The organism is Streptomyces sp. NPDC022552 (assembly GCF_055561875.1).
Genome location: NZ_JBVHGJ010000002.1, coordinates 617,061 through 631,686, shown reverse-complemented (window position 1 = coordinate 631,686; position 14,626 = coordinate 617,061). Strand labels below are relative to the sequence as shown.

14 protein-coding genes and 1 pseudogene are annotated in these 14,626 nt (G+C 72.2%); 6 read left to right on the top strand and 9 right to left on the bottom strand.

The window, feature by feature from the left end; all coding sequences use genetic code 11:
• Nucleotides 1-98: 98 nt before the first annotated feature.
• Nucleotides 99-542 (bottom strand): SRPBCC family protein, encoded by a 444-nt coding sequence (locus tag ACZ3OF_RS07765; RefSeq protein WP_361669595.1) that lies wholly within the window; start codon nucleotides 540-542, stop codon nucleotides 99-101.
• Nucleotides 543-633: 91 nt separating this feature from the next.
• Nucleotides 634-1,401, bottom strand: coding sequence for a metallophosphoesterase family protein (locus ACZ3OF_RS07760; protein ID WP_361669598.1), 768 nt, complete (start codon nucleotides 1,399-1,401; stop codon nucleotides 634-636).
• Nucleotides 1,402-1,784: 383 nt separating this feature from the next.
• Between ACZ3OF_RS07760 and ACZ3OF_RS07755 the strand changes: the two are divergent.
• Nucleotides 1,785-2,873, top strand: a pseudogene (locus ACZ3OF_RS07755) (AMP-dependent synthetase/ligase); the annotation flags it as partial.
• Nucleotides 2,868-3,455 carry a hypothetical protein gene (locus tag ACZ3OF_RS07750; RefSeq protein WP_467303827.1) on the top strand — a complete coding sequence of 196 codons (588 nt, stop codon included), beginning with the start codon at nucleotides 2,868-2,870 and terminating at the stop codon, nucleotides 3,453-3,455. The pseudogene ACZ3OF_RS07755 and the gene ACZ3OF_RS07750, both read left to right, overlap by 6 nt.
• A gap of 107 nt (nucleotides 3,456-3,562) precedes the next feature.
• Here the strand turns inward: ACZ3OF_RS07750 and ACZ3OF_RS07745 are convergent, their stop codons facing one another.
• Nucleotides 3,563-4,705, bottom strand: a complete 1,143-nt coding sequence (locus ACZ3OF_RS07745) for a glycosyltransferase family 4 protein (protein WP_361669604.1) — start codon at nucleotides 4,703-4,705, stop codon at nucleotides 3,563-3,565.
• Between the two features lie 95 nt (nucleotides 4,706-4,800).
• Between ACZ3OF_RS07745 and ACZ3OF_RS07740 the strand changes: the two genes are divergently transcribed.
• The gene (locus ACZ3OF_RS07740; protein WP_361669606.1) at nucleotides 4,801-6,072 is read left to right on the top strand and encodes a glycosyltransferase family 87 protein; all 1,272 of its coding nucleotides are present in this window, start codon (nucleotides 4,801-4,803) and stop codon (nucleotides 6,070-6,072) included.
• Here ACZ3OF_RS07740 and ACZ3OF_RS07735 read toward each other — a convergent pair.
• Complete coding sequence (locus ACZ3OF_RS07735; RefSeq protein ID WP_467303403.1) at nucleotides 6,002-7,354, bottom strand: MATE family efflux transporter; 1,353 nt, start codon at nucleotides 7,352-7,354, stop codon at nucleotides 6,002-6,004. The two genes, ACZ3OF_RS07740 and ACZ3OF_RS07735, sit on opposite strands and share 71 nt — an antisense overlap.
• Nucleotides 7,355-7,449: 95 nt before the next feature.
• Between ACZ3OF_RS07735 and ACZ3OF_RS07730 the strand changes: the two genes are divergently transcribed.
• Entirely contained in the window at nucleotides 7,450-7,980 is a 531-nt protein-coding gene (locus ACZ3OF_RS07730) for a PadR family transcriptional regulator (RefSeq protein ID WP_361669611.1), read from the top strand.
• A gap of 33 nt (nucleotides 7,981-8,013) precedes the next feature.
• Here the strand turns inward: ACZ3OF_RS07730 and ACZ3OF_RS07725 are convergent, their stop codons facing one another.
• From ACZ3OF_RS07725 to ACZ3OF_RS07705, 5 genes are all read right to left on the bottom strand, one after another.
• Nucleotides 8,014-9,228, bottom strand: a complete 1,215-nt coding sequence (locus ACZ3OF_RS07725; RefSeq protein WP_361669613.1) for a hypothetical protein — start codon at nucleotides 9,226-9,228, stop codon at nucleotides 8,014-8,016.
• 40 nt (nucleotides 9,229-9,268) lie between these two features.
• The gene (locus ACZ3OF_RS07720; RefSeq protein WP_361669615.1) at nucleotides 9,269-10,288 is read right to left on the bottom strand and encodes a C40 family peptidase; all 1,020 of its coding nucleotides are present in this window, start codon (nucleotides 10,286-10,288) and stop codon (nucleotides 9,269-9,271) included.
• Nucleotides 10,289-10,482: 194 nt separating this feature from the next.
• The gene (locus ACZ3OF_RS07715) at nucleotides 10,483-11,511 is read right to left on the bottom strand and encodes a C40 family peptidase (protein ID WP_361593265.1); all 1,029 of its coding nucleotides are present in this window, start codon (nucleotides 11,509-11,511) and stop codon (nucleotides 10,483-10,485) included.
• A gap of 256 nt (nucleotides 11,512-11,767) precedes the next feature.
• Nucleotides 11,768-13,132, bottom strand: a complete 1,365-nt coding sequence (locus ACZ3OF_RS07710) for an NYN domain-containing protein (RefSeq protein ID WP_467303398.1) — start codon at nucleotides 13,130-13,132, stop codon at nucleotides 11,768-11,770.
• Between the two features lie 35 nt (nucleotides 13,133-13,167).
• Complete coding sequence (locus tag ACZ3OF_RS07705; protein ID WP_260228851.1) at nucleotides 13,168-13,410, bottom strand: hypothetical protein; 243 nt, start codon at nucleotides 13,408-13,410, stop codon at nucleotides 13,168-13,170.
• Nucleotides 13,411-13,566: 156 nt separating this feature from the next.
• Here ACZ3OF_RS07705 and ACZ3OF_RS07700 point away from each other — a divergent pair, with 156 nt between their 5' ends.
• Complete coding sequence (locus ACZ3OF_RS07700; RefSeq protein ID WP_361669620.1) at nucleotides 13,567-14,316, top strand: rhomboid family intramembrane serine protease; 750 nt, start codon at nucleotides 13,567-13,569, stop codon at nucleotides 14,314-14,316.
• Nucleotides 14,313-14,594 (top strand): Lrp/AsnC family transcriptional regulator, encoded by a 282-nt coding sequence (locus ACZ3OF_RS07695; protein WP_017238849.1) that lies wholly within the window; start codon nucleotides 14,313-14,315, stop codon nucleotides 14,592-14,594. The genes ACZ3OF_RS07700 and ACZ3OF_RS07695 overlap by 4 nt, the downstream gene beginning before the upstream one ends.
• Nucleotides 14,595-14,626 lie beyond the last annotated feature (32 nt).

Here is a 14,626-nt window from a genome sequence, read left to right as displayed (position 1 = left end):
GGGCGCGGTCCCGTTTGCCCACCCTCCCTCAGAGTTGCCTCTGGGGGTGCCCCCGGCCCAGCGGGACCGTTGCCCGCACGGAGGTCCGGCTCGCGGACCTACGCGCCCGACTCGACGCGCTTCTTCAGGCCCGCCAGGGCGCGGTCGATGATGACCTTCTCCGCCTTGCGCTTGATCATGCCCAGCATCGGGATCTTGACGTCCACCGTCAGCTGGTACGTCACCTCCGTGCGCGCGCCGCCGCCCGCCGGCGCCAGCCGGTAGGAGCCGTCGAGCGCGCGGAGCATCTGGGACTTGACCAGCGTCCACGAGACCTCGTTGTCGCCGGTCCAGGTGTACGCCAGCGTGTGGTCGTCCTTGATCGCGCCCGCGTCGAGCAGCAGTCGGACCTTCTCCGCGCGGCCGGCCGCGTCCTTCTCCAGGACCTCGGCCTCCTTCACCTCGCCCGTCCACTCGGGGTAGCGCGCGAAGTCGGCGATGACGCTCATGACGTCGGCCGGTGCCGCCTCGATGGTGATGCTCGAGCTGGTGTGTTCGGCCATCGTGGTGGTTCCTCCACTGTGCGGTCCGGCGGAAGTCGTAGGGGCACGAATGTGCCGGACCGAAGGCTATCGCGCCGTCACCGGACGCCCGTCACCACTCCAGCGTCCACGGCCTGCCCGTCGACGCGAAGTGGCCGACGTTCACGCATTCCGTGCTCCCCACCCGCATGCGCCGCGCCAGCGGCTGGTGGACGTGGCCGAAGAGGGCGTACCGCGGCCGCGTGCGCCGGATCGCGTCGAGCAGCGCCCGGCTACCGCGCTCGAAGCGCCGCGGCACCGTGTCGTACGTCAGCTCCGGCACGTCCGGCGGGATGTGGCTGCACAGCACGTCGACCTCGCCGAGCGCCTCGACCTTCGCCGCGTACTCCTCGTCGGAGATCTCGTACGGCGTCCGCATCGCCGTCCGCAGCCCGCCGCCCACGAAGCCGAAGACCAGGCCGTCGAGCTCGACCCGCTCACCGTCCAGGACCGTGGTCCCGGGCCGGGCGTACTCGCGCCAGAGTCCGGGGATGTCGACGTTTCCGTACGTCGCGTACGTCGGGTCCGGGAAGGCCGCGAAGAGCTCTTCGTACTGGCGGCGCACCGCGGACTCGATGGCGGTGTCGCGGTCGACGGGGAGCTCGGCCCACAGGCGCCGTCCCAGGTCACGGGCCTCGTCGAAGCGGCGGGCGGTGCGCAGTTCGACGATCCTGTCGGCGTTCTCGACACCGAAGAGGTCGGGGAAGATGCCCCGGCTGTGGTCGGCGTAGTCGAGGAAGAGCACCAGGTCGCCGAGACAGACCAGGGCGTCCGCGCCCTGCCCCGCCTTGGCGAGGGCCCCGCTGTTCCCGTGTACGTCACTGACCACGTTGATCCTCATGCGGTTCAGCGTAGGCCGTCGGACCTGCGGTTACTTCCGAGTCTTCAAAGCTGTGGACTACTGTGCGCGAAGCACCGCCACAGCTGTGTGACGCACGGAACATCTGACCAGGACCCCCTATCGGGAACCCAGTACTGATGGGTAACGTCCGGGCAGTCCAGTTGTGCTCACCCCCACTGAGCACCTGCCCGATCTTGGACCGCACCGGTGCATTCACACAGAGCCGTGGCGCCGGCGCCCGATGAGGAGCAGCAGTCTTGCGCGAGTTCAGCCTTCCGGCCCTGTACGAGGTCCCCTCGGACGGCAACCTGACGGATCTCATCCGCCGCAACGCCACTCAGCACCCAGACACCGCCGTGATGGGACGCAAGGTGGCCGGCGTCTGGACGGATATCACCGCCAAGCAGTTCCTCGCCGAGGTCCGCGGGGCCGCGAAGGGTCTGATCGCCGCCGGTGTGGAGCCGGGCGACCGCGTGGCCCTGCTGTCCAGAACGCGCTACGAGTGGGTGCTCCTCGACTTCGCGATCTGGAGCGCGGGCGCGGTGACCGTGCCGGTGTACGAGACCAGCTCGCCGGAGCAGATCCAGTGGATCCTCGGTGACTCGGGCGCCTCGCTCGCCCTCGTCGAGTCCGCGGCCCACCAGGAGTCGGTGGAGTCGGTACGGGCGGCCCTGCCGGCCCTCAAGGGCGTCTGGCAGATCGAGGCGGACGCCGTCGCGCAGCTCACGGCGACGGGCGCGGACGTCTCGGACGAGCTGCTCGACGAGCGCATGTCGTCCGCGCACGCGGACGACCCGGCGACGATCGTCTACACCTCGGGCACCACGGGCCGCCCGAAGGGCTGTGTGCTGACGCACCGGGCGTTCTTCGCGGAGTGCGGCAACGTGGTGGAGCGCCTTAAGCCGCTCTTCCGTACCGGCGAGTGTTCGGTCCTGCTGTTCCTTCCGGCCGCGCACGTCTTCGGACGCCTTGTCGAGGTCGCGTCGGTGATGGCGCCGATCAAGCTGGGCTGCGTGCCGGACATCAAGAACCTCACGGACGAGCTGGCGTCCTTCCGGCCGACGCTGATCCTGGGTGTGCCGCGCGTCTTCGAGAAGGTCTACAACTCGGCGCGGGCGAAGGCCCAGGCCGACGGCAAGGGCAAGATCTTCGACAAGGCCGCGCACACGGCGATCGCGTACAGCCGGGCGATCGGCACGCCGCAGGGCCCGTCCCTCGGCCTGAAGCTCAAGCACAAGGTCTTCGACAAGCTGGTCTTCTCCAAGCTGCGGGCCGTGCTCGGCGGTCGCGGCGAGTACGCGATCTCGGGCGGCGCGCCGCTGGGTGAGCGGCTCGGCCACTTCTTCCGCGGGATCGGCTTCACGGTCCTGGAGGGCTACGGCCTGACGGAGTCGTGCGCGGCGACCGCGTTCAACCCGTGGGACCGGCAGAAGATCGGCACGGTCGGTCAGCCGCTGCCGGGCTCGGTGGTGCGGATCGCCGACGACGGCGAGGTGCTGCTGCACGGCGAGCACATCTTCTCTGGCTACTGGCAGAACGAGACGGCGACGGCCGAGGCGCTGGCGGACGGCTGGTTCCACACGGGCGACATCGGCACGCTCGACGAGGACGGCTACCTCGCGATCACCGGCCGGAAGAAGGAGATCCTGGTGACGGCGGGGGGCAAGAACGTCGCCCCGGCGGTCATCGAGGACCGGATCCGGGCGCACGCGCTGGTCGCGGAGTGCATGGTGGTCGGCGACGGGCGCCCGTTCGTGGGCGCGCTGGTCACCCTGGACGAGGAGTTCCTCGGCCGCTGGGCGGCCGAGAACGGCAAGCCGGCGGACTCGACGGCGGTGTCGCTGCGCGACGACGCGGATCTGCTCGCGGAGGTCCAGCGGGCGGTGGACGACGGCAACGCGGCGGTGTCCAAGGCCGAGTCGGTCCGGAAGTTCCGCGTGCTGCCGTACCAGTTCACGGAGGAGGCGGGCCACATCACGCCGTCGCTGAAGCTGAAGCGGAACGTGGTGGCGAAGGACTTCGCGGACGAGATCGAGGCGATCTACCGCGCCTAGTGCACAGGGCTGAACGACGACGGGCCCCGCAGGACGCCGAACGGCGACCTGCGGGGCCCGTCCGTGTCGCGTGGCCGGGGACGCGAAGGCCCCCGCCCCGCGTCCGGCTACAGCAGCTCCCTCAGGCGCTCCGCCAGGAGGTCCCAGCGCCAGCGGTCCTCGACCCAGGCGCGGCCCCGCTCGCCCATGCGGGCGCGGAGGGCCGGGTCGAGCAGGAGGGTCGCGATGCGGTCCGCCGACTCCTCCGGGGCGTCGCCCCTGACCACCCAGCCCGTCTCACCGTCCAGGACCGCGTCCGGCGCGCCGCCCGAGTCGCCCGCGACGACCGGGAGCCCCGTGGCGGAGGCCTCCAGGTAGACGATGCCGAGGCCCTCGACGTCCAGGCCCCCGCGGCGCGTGCGGCAGGGCATCGCGAAGACGTCCCCCGCGCCGTAGTGCGCCGGCAGCTCCTCCCACGGCACCGCGCCCGTGAACCGTACGGAATCGGCCACCCCGGTCGTCGCCGCGAGGCGCCGCAGGTCCTTCTCGTACGGGCCGCCGCCGACGATCAGCAGCACGGTGTCCGGCACCCGCCGCAGGATCTCCGGCAGGGCGCGGATCAGCGTGTCCTGGCCCTTGCGGGGGACGAGCCGCGAGACGCACACCACCACGGGCCGGTCGCTGAGACCGAGCCGCTCCCGGACCTCGTCGCCGCCCGAGCCCGGGTGGAAGGTCTTCTCGTCCACGCCCGGCGGCAGCTGCACCATCCGCCCGGCCGCGGCCGGGGTCAGCGCGGCGGCGATCCGCGAGCGCGTGTACTCACCGAGGTACGTGATCGTGTCCGTACCCTCACCGATCCGGCGCAGGAGCTGCCGGGATCCGGGCAGCTGCGCCCAGCCCGCCTCGTGCCCGTGCGTCGTCGCCACGAGCCGTCGCGCGCCCGCCCGGCGGAGCGCCGGGGCCATCAGGCCGAGCGGAGCCGCAGCCCCGAACCAGACCGACTCACAGCCGTGCTCGCGCAGCAGCGCGGTCGCCCGCGCGGTGACCCGAGGTGTGGGCAACAGCATGGTGGTGCTGTCCCGCACCACCATGAAAGGCTGCTCGGCGTCGAACGCGGCGGTCGCCTCGATCCCCTCGCGGCTGCGCTTCCACGTGGAGGCGTAGACCACGATCTGCTCGGGATCCAGACGCAGCGCCATGTTGTGCAGGAACGCCTGGATTCCACCGGGCCGGGGCGGGAAGTCGTTGGTTACGATCAGGGTCTTGTGCATCGTCGCCGAATGTACGTGACGGCACCCCCCGCCCGGCAACACCACCCGTTCGCGGACGCGGACCGAACAGACCGACAGGATGGGACGAGGTAGGCATGACGGGCGTACTGGGTACGGCTGCCGAGCGCGCGAGACGAAACCCCATACTGCTCTGGGGGCTCACCCGGATCGTTCTGCTCCTGTGTGTCTTCAAGGTCGTCACGGTCCCGGGGCCGGACATCACCAGTGACATCGAGCAGATCTACCAGGGCTGGTTCGAGGTCCTGAAGACGGGCACGTACCCGCTCGACGACGTGACCTGGCAGTACCCGCCGCTGGCCGCCCTCGCGATCCTCTCCCCCGCGGTGCTGCCGTTCCTCGGGTACTCCTCTGCCTTCTTCGTCCTCGCCTTCCTGTGCGACGCGCTCGTCTTCGGGCTGCTGATGTACACGGGCCGGCGGCGCGGCCGGAGCCGGCACGGCGCCTGGATCTGGATCGCTGGTGTGCCGCTGCTCGGCCCGACCGCGTACGCCCGCTACGACCTGATGGTCACGGCGGTGGCGGTGGCCGCGCTGCTGGCCGGTGTGCACCGGCCGCGCGTCCTCGGCGCCCTGGCGGGGTTCGGGGCGATGCTGAAGGTCTGGCCCGCGCTGCTGCTCGCGGGCACGCCCCGCGGCCGTGCGACGTTCCGCTCGTGGTCGACGGCGGCGGGCGCGGCGGCCGGACTGCTGCTCCTGTGCGTGCTCGCGGCGCCCGGGGCGCTGGCCTTCCTGACGTACCAGCGTGATCGGGGGCTCGAGCTGGAGTCCCTGGGGGCCATGGTCTTCCACGTGGCCCGCCACCTCGGCTGGGACGGCGTGGCACAGATGAACTACGGCTCGATCGAGTTCCTCGGCCCGTACGTCTCCGCGGTCGCCACGGTCGCGATGGCCCTGACCATCGCCGCGTTCTGCTGGCTGCTGGTGTGGCGGATACGTGCCCGCGGGTTCACGACGACGACTCCGGCGGACACGGCGTTCGTGGCGGTGCTGCTGTTCACCACGACGAGCCGGGTGATCAGCCCGCAGTACATGCTCTGGCTGGTCGGTCTGGCCGCCGTGTGCATGGCGTACCGGGCGAGCCGGATGCGGCGGCCGGCGCATCTGGTGGTGTGGGCGACGGCGGTGACGCAGTTCGAGTTCCCGGTGTGGTTCTCGCACGTGACGGACAGCGATCCGCTGGGCATCACGCTGCTGCTCATACGGAACGGGCTGCTGGTCGCCGCGTCGGTCTCGGCCTGCCGCATCCTCTGGCAGCAGACGGTCACCGAGCCGCGGCTCACCCCGGTGAAGATCCCGGCTCAGTCGGAGCCGCAATCGGAGCGCGCGCGGAGCCTGCCGGTCGGCTGAGAGCGGCCGTGCGTCGGTGCAGCATCCCCAGGGCCGCGCACTGGCCCGCCATCGCGAGGGCCATGGCGAGGCAGATTCCGGGGAGGCCCAGGCCTGAGAAGGCGTGGGCGAGCGGGAGCTGGGCCAGGACACCGAGGACGGTGATCCTGGCGAGGCGGGGGCTGTCCCCGGCACCCTCGAAGACTCCGGCGAGGGCGATGAAGCCGGCCATCAGAATCAGATAGGGCCCCAGGCAGCGCAGGAAGAGCGCGCCGGCGGCCGCCACGTCCGGCTCGGCGCCGAAGCCCCGCATCACGATGCCCGCGGTGACGAGCAGCAGGACGGCGGCCGTCGTCCCGAGGGCCGCCCCGAGGAACAGGGCCTGTCGGCCCACGTCCCGCCGTTCGTCCCGGCCCCCGCCGAGCAGGTGCGCGGTGTGGATGGCGGCGGCCTGGCGCACGGCGTAGAAGGCCATCGTGGCGACGTACATGGCCTTGGTGGCGATGCCGTAGGCGGCGACCGGGGTGACGCCGAGCCGGGCCACGACACCGACCAGGGCGAGGGCGCCCGCCATCCGCACGACGAAGTCGACGGACATGGGCAGCCCGGTGGCGACGGTACGGCGCAGCGCGGCGGTCGTCCCCTCCGAGGGCCGGGCCGACCGTGCCGCGCGCAGGAGCGGGTTGCGGCGCAGGGCGAGCAGCCCGGCGGCCAGGGCGACGGAGCGGCCGAGGACGGTGGCGAGAGCGGCGCCCTCCACTCCGTACGCATGGATGAGCAGCGGGTCGAGGACCAGGATCAGCCCGTTGGCGAGGAAGGCGAGCCGCATCGGCGTGCGGGTGTCGCCCGCGCCCTTGAGGATGCCGTCGAGCACGGTGATCGCGAAGAAGACGGCCGTGCCGGGGAGCGAGATCGCGAAGTAGGCGGTGGCGAGCGCGTGTACGGGGGTGTCGGTGGCGCCCAGGACGAGCCCGGCGAGGGGTTCGCGCAGCAGGTAGCCACCGAGGGCGACGGGCGGGACGAGCAGGGCCCCGAGCAGCCGTCCGCCGCGGACGGCCGCCCGTACGGCGCCCGGGTCGTCCGCGCCCCGGGCGCGGGCGACGAGGACGGTGGTGCCGGAGGAGGCCATGAGGACCACGCCGAGGGCGACGTTCTCGACGTTCGTGGCGACGGCGACGGCCGCGACGGCGTCGCCGCCGAGGCGGGCGACCCAGACCATGGTGATGATCCCGGCGGCGACGGAGGCGAGAAGCTCGAAGTAGACGGGGTGGGCGAGCTTGATCAGGGTGCGGCGGTGCGTCATGACGGTCCCCCTCGAAACGAGATACCTCGATTCGAGGCATATCGAAAAGAGCTACCATGACGCACCGGTTCGGGACAAGGGCGAAGGAGGGGCGGATGCTGGAGCTGACGATCCTCGGCTTCCTGTACGACAGGCCGCTGCACGGATACGAGCTGAAGGACCGGATCCAGGGGCTGAGCGGCCATGTGCGTCCGGTCAGCGACGGCGCGCTCTACCCGGCGATCACCCGCATGGTGAAGGCGGGGCTTCTGGAGCGGCACACGGAACCGGGCACGGGCGCGGCGCCGAGGAGGACGCTGTCGCTGACCCCCGAGGGCCGGGAGGAGCTCTTCGCCCGGCTGCGCGACCCCAAGGACGCGGACATCACCGACGGCCAGCGCTTCTTCACGCTGCTGGCGTTCCTGGGCCTGCTGCCCGCCCCGGCGGACCAGGCGGCGGTCCTGCGCCGCCGCCAGACGTTCCTGAACACCCCGGCCAGCTTCTTCTACCGGGACGGCGCCCCGGTCCGCGCCGAGGAGGAGCCCGACCTCTTCCGTCAGGGCATGCTCAGGATCGCCCGCGCGACCGGCACGGCGGAGAAGGAGTGGCTGACGGAGGCGCTGCGGCAGCTCGACGCCGGAGCCTGAGGAGACGGCCGGCCGGACGGGCCGCCCCGCTCCCTACGCCAGCCGCTCCCGTACGTGCCCCCGCCAGGCCGCCGTGAACTCCTCCGGGGTCGTGTCGAGGACCTCGGCGAGCGCCTTCTCCACCGCGCCCTCACGCTGAGGGTGGGCGCCCACGGCGCGGTAGAAGGCGGTGAGCTTCGCCTCGCCCCAGCGCTCCGCGATCAGGGCGCAGGCAAGCCAGCCGCCCTCGTAGGCGCGGGCCAGCGCGTCCGGGTCGCTGCCGAACGCGAAGGCCTTGTCGTCCGGGAGGGCCGGGGGGACGTCGCCCGCGTGGACCGCGCGGCGCAGTTCCGGGGCCGCCTGGGCGGCCGTACGGCCCGTGCCGCGGTACGCGACCCAGTCGGCGAACCCCTCGGAGAGCCAGACCGGGGTGGACGCGGAGGTGATGACGCGGGTGGCCACGTGGGTCGTCTCGTGGGTGAGGACCATCTGCTGCCCGAAGTCCCCGAGGACCCCGTACGCCTCGGGGTTGACGATCACCCGGTCCGCGGGCGCGTCCGGCCCGCCGCCGACCTCTCCGGTCGTGACCGCCGCTATCCCCCGGTACGAGGCCGCCGGCGCCCCGAGGAGCCCGCCCATGGCGTCCAGCGAGGCGGGGACGAGCACCACCACCCGGCCCGCCCACGTCCCGGACCAGGCCGACGAGACCGCGGGCACCGCCCGGTCGGCGGCCGCCGCGATCTCCTTGAGCCGCTCCTCCGGCTGCCCGACGCCGAGGACGAGACTGCGCCCTCCCCGTACCGCGTCGACCTCGCCCTGCTGCCACAGCTGCTGGGCGGCGCCCTCGGCGGGCCGGTCGCCGGTCACGTACCACCGGCCGTCGCGCTCGCTCAGGTCCAGGACGCGTTCAGTGGTGACGGGCCCGGAGTCGTAGCCGGCGATCCGGTGGCTGAGCTCGGCGCGGACCGTCGCCCGGCCCCCGCCCCGCCGCTCGACGTCCTGCACCCGGTAGCCCCACGAGGCGAGCGGCACCTCGGTGAGCCGGTCGAACTCCCGGAGCGCGGTGGGCGCGAACGCGGGGTCGAGCCCCACGGCGTACGCCGCCTCGTCGCGGGCGAGCAGCGCAGCCGCGTGCCGGTCGAGGAGCGTGCCGATCTCCTGGGGCGCCGGATCGGCCGCCTCCGGGGCCGCGCAGCCGGCGAGGGCGAGCAGGACGGCCAGCAGGCAGGCCGCCGCCCTCCGCGTCGCTCCGCACCCCTGACCCGCCACGCTCCCGATCGTACGGGCAGACGAGCGGACGGGCGTACGGTCAGACCCGGGTCACCGTCACGTGGGACATCATCCCGACCGGGTCGTAGCGCACCCGCGCGCCGGGATAGGGGGCGTGGATGACCTGCCCGCCGCCCGCGTAGATCCCGACATGGCTGGCGTCGCCGCGGTACGTCACGAGGTCGCCGGGCTGGGCCTGCGAGAGCGGCACCTGCCGGCCCGCGTGCCGCTGCGCCGCCGAGGTCCGCGGGAGGCTGATGCCCGCCTGCCGGTACGACCAGACCATCAGGCCCGAGCAGTCGAAGGCGGACGGTCCGGTCGCGCCCCACACATAGGGCTTGCCGATGGCGCTGCGCGCGGCGATCACCGCGGCGGCGGCCCGCGAGGAGGCCGGTCCGAGGTCGGCGAGCGGCGGCAGCTCCGCGGCGAGTCCGTCCCGGCCCGAGCGGGAGGCCCGGCCCTCGAAGTCCGCCCGCTCCTCGTCCGTCAGCGACTGCAGCAGCCGACGGGCCTCGGCGAGCTTCCGCTCGACGGTGCGCTTGTGCCGGGCGACCTGGGTGCGGCTGCGCTCCAGCTCGGCGAGGAGCCGGCCGGCCTCGGTCCGCTCCTGGTTCAGCCGGCGCTGCTCGTGCTGGAGTTGGCCGAGGGCCAGGCTCTGCCGGGCGGTCACCCGGTCCAGGACGGAGGCCCGGTCGAGGTACGAGTCGGGGTCGGAGGAGAGCAGCAGCGCGAGGGCCGGGTCGATCCCGCCGGAGCGGTACTGGGCCCCGGCGACCGAACCGAGTGCGCCGCGCATGCGGTTGATGCGCTCCTGGCCGCGCGCCACGCTGTCCTTCACCTGGGAGACCGTCCTGCGCAGCTCGTCCGCCCGCTCGTCGGCCTTGTTGTAGCCCTCGGTGGCCCGCTCGGCCTCCTCGAAGAGCCGGTCGACCGTGGCGCGCGTCGTCTCCGGGGTGCCGCTCGGGTCGGCGCTCGCGGGGACGGCGCCGAAGGCCGTGGCCGCGGTGGCCGCGGCGGCGGTCAGGACGGTGACCCTGGCGGGTCGTCGGTGGGACGCCACGTATCGCGCTCCGTTCGGTGTTACCCAGACTGGCGCGGCAGACAGTAGCCGGTGATCACTCTCCGTCCAACGAAGCTTCCCGACACGCAAAGTGACGCCCCGCCGGAGACCACAGGTCACCGGCGGGGCGTCACGTCAGCGAAGGATGCGACATTCCACCCGATTGGGCGTCACGTCGGAGTGCGGCGGTCGCGTCAGATGCGGACGCCGAACTGGAAGGTGCCCATGTAGCTCATGGACTCGTAGCGGACCGAGGCTCCCGGCTTCGGAGCGTGCAGGATCGTGTTGTTGCCCGCGTACAGACCCACGTGCGACAGGCCGTTGAAGAAGACCAGGTCGCCCGGCTTGAGCTGGCTGCGGCCGATCTTCACGCCGTCGTTCTGCTGGGTGTAGGTGGTGCGGGTGAGCGTGACGCCGGCCTGGCGGTAGGCCCACTGCGTCAGCCCGGAGCAGTCGTACGAGTTGGGGCCCTCGGCGCCGGAGACGTACGGCTTGCCGATCTGGGTGGCGGCGGCGCTGAGCGCGGCGGCACCGCGCTGCGAGGCCGGGACCTCGTTGCCGAGGTCGACGCGGTCGCCGGCGGCACGGCTGGCGCGCTGCTCCTCGGCCTGCATCTTGGCGCGCTCGGCGGCGGTGAGGGTGTTGAGCAGCTTCTGCGCCTCGGCGAGCTTGCCCTGGTAGGACTTCTTCTTCTCACCGAGGGTCTTGCGGACGTCCTCGAGGTCGGCGAGCTTCGTCGTCGCCTCGGCGCGCTGCTGGGCGAGCGTGCGCTGCTTGGACTGGATCGACTGGAGCACGTCGGCCTGCTTGGCGCCGAGCTGGTCGATCGCGGACGCCTTGTCGAGGTAGGTGTCCGGGTCGGAGGAGAGGAAGAGCTGGAGCGCCGGGTCGATGCCACCGGAGCGGTACTGCGCGCTGGCGACCGAACCGATGTTGTTCCGCAGGGTGTTGAGCTCCTGCTGGCCGCGCGCCACCTTGTCCTGAAGGGCGCCGATCTCCTTCTGCAGCTTGCCGCGGCGCTCCTCGGCCAGGTTGTACTGCTCCGTGGCCTCCTCGGCCTCGTGGTGCAGCTTGTCGACCTTCGACTTGACGTCGTCGATCTTCGGCTTGGGAGCCGCCTGGGCGCCCGTCTGGGCGGAGAGCGCGACGGCCGCGGCGGCGGTCGCGGTGAGCACGGTCACACGGGTGCGGCTCGGCTGCTTGGGACGACGGTGGGACGCCACGAAGGCGATCTCCTTCTTCCTCGAGCCGCCCAACCAGGCTGCGGCAGGCGGTTCCCCCGCTGCCATCCCGGATGGATGATCAACCGCGCGGAGGTTCGAGGCCTGACCCTAGTGACCATCTTGTGATCAGTTCAAATCCTCATGAGCAAAATCTCGCTCACGCAGCACTTTATTTACACACATCACACAGGTAGTGACGGCCACTTGACCGTGCGCCCTCCAGAATTCGGGCATTACACGCAGGAGTTACGCCACGTCACGAGGCACGCGAAAGCCGCTTAAGCAACAAGGCGGACGCGACCGGCCGCGCACCGGCCTTGGCGACTCCGTCGGCCACCTCGCGGTCGGTGGAGACCACGACGACCGGACGGCCCGGCGGCTCGGCACGCACCAGTTGACGGATCAACTCGTCGGCCGTCACGCCCGGCTTGGAGAAGAGCACCCGCACCCCGCGCGGCGGCGCGAGGAGCACCGGAGCGGCGAGCTCCGCCCCGTCGAAGACACAGGTGACCTCGGCGCCCGAGCGGGCCGCGAGCGCGGAGAGCCCACCGAGCAGCCGCAGCCGCTGCTTCTCCAGCGGCATGGTCGGGTAGCCGGTCTTGGTGACGTTGTAGCCGTCCACGACCAGATGCGCCTGCGGCAGCGCCAGGAGCTGGTCCAGGAGCGCCGGATCGGTCTCGGAGAGCGCGCGGGCCGCGATGTCCTTCGGGGACATCCGGCCGGGCTCCACCGCGTCGACGGTGTCGGCGGGGTGGACGGAGACGGGCGGCAGGGCCAGTTCGCGGCGCAGCCCCTGCGCGGCGTCGAGCACCGTGTCGAGCAGCAGCCGCAGCCGCATGTCCTCGACCGAGCGTCCCTCACGGGCGGCCCGGCGGCTGGCCTCCAGGGCCGCCTCGACCTCGCCGAGCCGGGCCTTGAGACGACGGGTCTCGCTCTCGGCGGCCGAGACCTGCGCCGCCGCCTCCGCCTTGACCGTGTCGATCTCGGCGTGCGTGCGGCGCAGCGCAGCCTCGCCGCGCTTCACATCGCTCTGCGCGCTGCGCAGCTTGCGGTGAAGCGATTCGGCTTCCCTGCGCGCGGCCTCCAGATCATGGCGCAGCTCCTCGGTCTCCGCGCGGCCGCGTTCCCTGGCGGCGGCGACCTCCTCACGCAGGCGCTCCAGCTCGCGCCGGCCGGCCTCGTCGGCGCGCTCGGCGTCCGCCCGCTGGGCCTCCTCGCCCGCGGCGGCGACCAGCTTGACCCAGCCGATGGGGCGCAGCACGTAGGCGGCCGCGGCGACGTCGACGGGGTCCGCGGCGGCGGGCGGGGCGCCGGTCTCGACGGCCCCGGCCAGCTCGGGCTGCGCCTCCTTGAACCGCTCGCCGATCCGCTGCCGGAACAGCGGATCGCTCTCCAGGGCGGCGGCCATGGCGTTGCCCGCGAACTTGGCCCGCCGACTCGGGGTGAAGCGGGCGTACTGCCTCAGGGGTGCCGGAAGCTCGGCGACGGTCAGTCCGCCGAAGGCGTCCGAGACCAGCGCGACGACCCGCCGCCGTACACCGTCAGGCAGCGGGCGGTCGAGCGCCTCGGCAGCGTCACCTGCCGCGCCGGCCGGTTCACCACCGCGCGCGGGCTGCTCCACGTTGCGTCACCCCATCGTGTTGCGCACCGCCGCCGTCAGGAAGCGGTGCCGGGCCTGTCCACCAGTTCGATCTGATCCACCGCGTTGCACCAGCGGCAGCGGACCGACTCGATGGTCTCACTGACCACCTCGCGCTCCTCGACCTTCGGCTCTCCCGCGAGGTCCAGATGGACGTACTCGACGACCTTGGAGGAGCGGGTCACATCGAACCGGGTCAGGTTGCCGCACAGGGTGCAGCGCCAGCGGGTCTCGGCGGTCGGCAGGGGAACCGTCGTCATCGTGCCGTCCTCTTTCAGGTGCGTGATGCGGATGCGGGTGCCGCGGTGCGCCATTGAACTGCGGAGGTACTGCCCGTAACCCTACGGCCTCGCAGGTACCCCATGTCGCGGCGAGGCACTCTGTCCAGGTGGGCCCCGTTACGCCATGATCTGTCCATGATCGACAGGCGGCGCATCGACTGGCGGGAGGCGGTGCTCGGGGCGTGGCGGGGCGCCTGGAGCGGGCCCACGGTGACGTACGCCCTGATCGCCGCCTGCTGCCTCACGTTCCTGATCAGCCCGGTGTCGGGCCTGAACCCGTCCTACGGGACCGGGGACGCGGCCCTGGCGGCGCAGAGCGCGTACTTCCGCCGCTGGGGGGTCGTGCCGGCCGAACTGATGAGCGGCGAGCCGGGCGCGCTCCTCACCCCGCTCACGGCCCTCTTCGTCCACGGCAGCTGGCTGCATCTGCTCGGGAACATGCTGTTCCTCTTCGTCTTCGGCGCGATGGCCGAGGAGCGGATGGGGGCGGTCGCCTTCGCCCTCTTCTATGGGGGATGCGGCTATCTGGCGCTGCTCGGCTACGCGGCGGCGTACGCGAGCAGCGAGCAGACGCTGGTGGGGGCGTCGGGGGCGATCTCGGGGGTCCTCGGGGCGTTCCTGTTCCTCTTCCCACGCGCCCGGGTGACCAGCCTGTTCCCGTTCCTCTTCTTCCTGCCGCTGCGGTTTCCCGCCTGGATCGTGCTCGTCTTCTGGTTCGTGCTCCAGTGGCTCGCGGCCCGCTCGGCGGGGGCGGGGCCCGGCGTCGCCTATCTGGCCCATGTGGTGGGCTTCGCCGTCGGCTTCCTCTACGCCTGGGGCCGCTACCGGGGTGGGGATACAGTGAAGTCCCCAGCCGCGGCGACCGAGGGAGAAAGCCAGCCGTGATCACCGCGATCGTGCTCATCAAGACCAGCGTGGACCGCATCCCCGAGATCGCGGAGTCGATCGCCGCGCTCGACAGCGTCAGCGAGGTCTTCTCGGTGACCGGTACGTACGACCTGATCGCCATGGTCCGCGTGCCCCGGCACGACGACCTGGCGGACGTCATCCCCGGCCGGATCAGCAAGATCCCGGGCGTCGAGGCGACGGACACGCACGTGGCGTTCCGTACGTACTCCCAGCACGACCTCGAGGCGGCCTTCGCGATCGGCCTGGAGTCCTGACGAAGGGGGCCCCGACCGGAGGCCCCCTTCAC

Excerpts from the sequence above, each read along its gene's own strand:
- ACZ3OF_RS07765 (WP_361669595.1), bottom strand. The coding sequence starts at position 542 with ATGGCCGAACACACCAGCTCGAGCATCACCATCGAGGCGGCACCGGCC.
- ACZ3OF_RS07760 (WP_361669598.1), bottom strand. The coding sequence starts at position 1,401 with ATGAGGATCAACGTGGTCAGTGACGTACACGGGAACAGCGGGGCCCTC.
- ACZ3OF_RS07745 (WP_361669604.1), bottom strand. The coding sequence starts at position 4,705 with ATGCACAAGACCCTGATCGTAACCAACGACTTCCCGCCCCGGCCCGGT.
- ACZ3OF_RS07740 (WP_361669606.1), top strand. The coding sequence starts at position 4,801 with ATGACGGGCGTACTGGGTACGGCTGCCGAGCGCGCGAGACGAAACCCC.
- ACZ3OF_RS07735 (WP_467303403.1), bottom strand. The coding sequence starts at position 7,354 with ATGACGCACCGCCGCACCCTGATCAAGCTCGCCCACCCCGTCTACTTC.
- ACZ3OF_RS07730 (WP_361669611.1), top strand. The coding sequence starts at position 7,450 with ATGCTGGAGCTGACGATCCTCGGCTTCCTGTACGACAGGCCGCTGCAC.
- ACZ3OF_RS07705 (WP_260228851.1), bottom strand. The coding sequence starts at position 13,410 with ATGACGACGGTTCCCCTGCCGACCGCCGAGACCCGCTGGCGCTGCACC.
- ACZ3OF_RS07700 (WP_361669620.1), top strand. The coding sequence starts at position 13,567 with ATGATCGACAGGCGGCGCATCGACTGGCGGGAGGCGGTGCTCGGGGCG.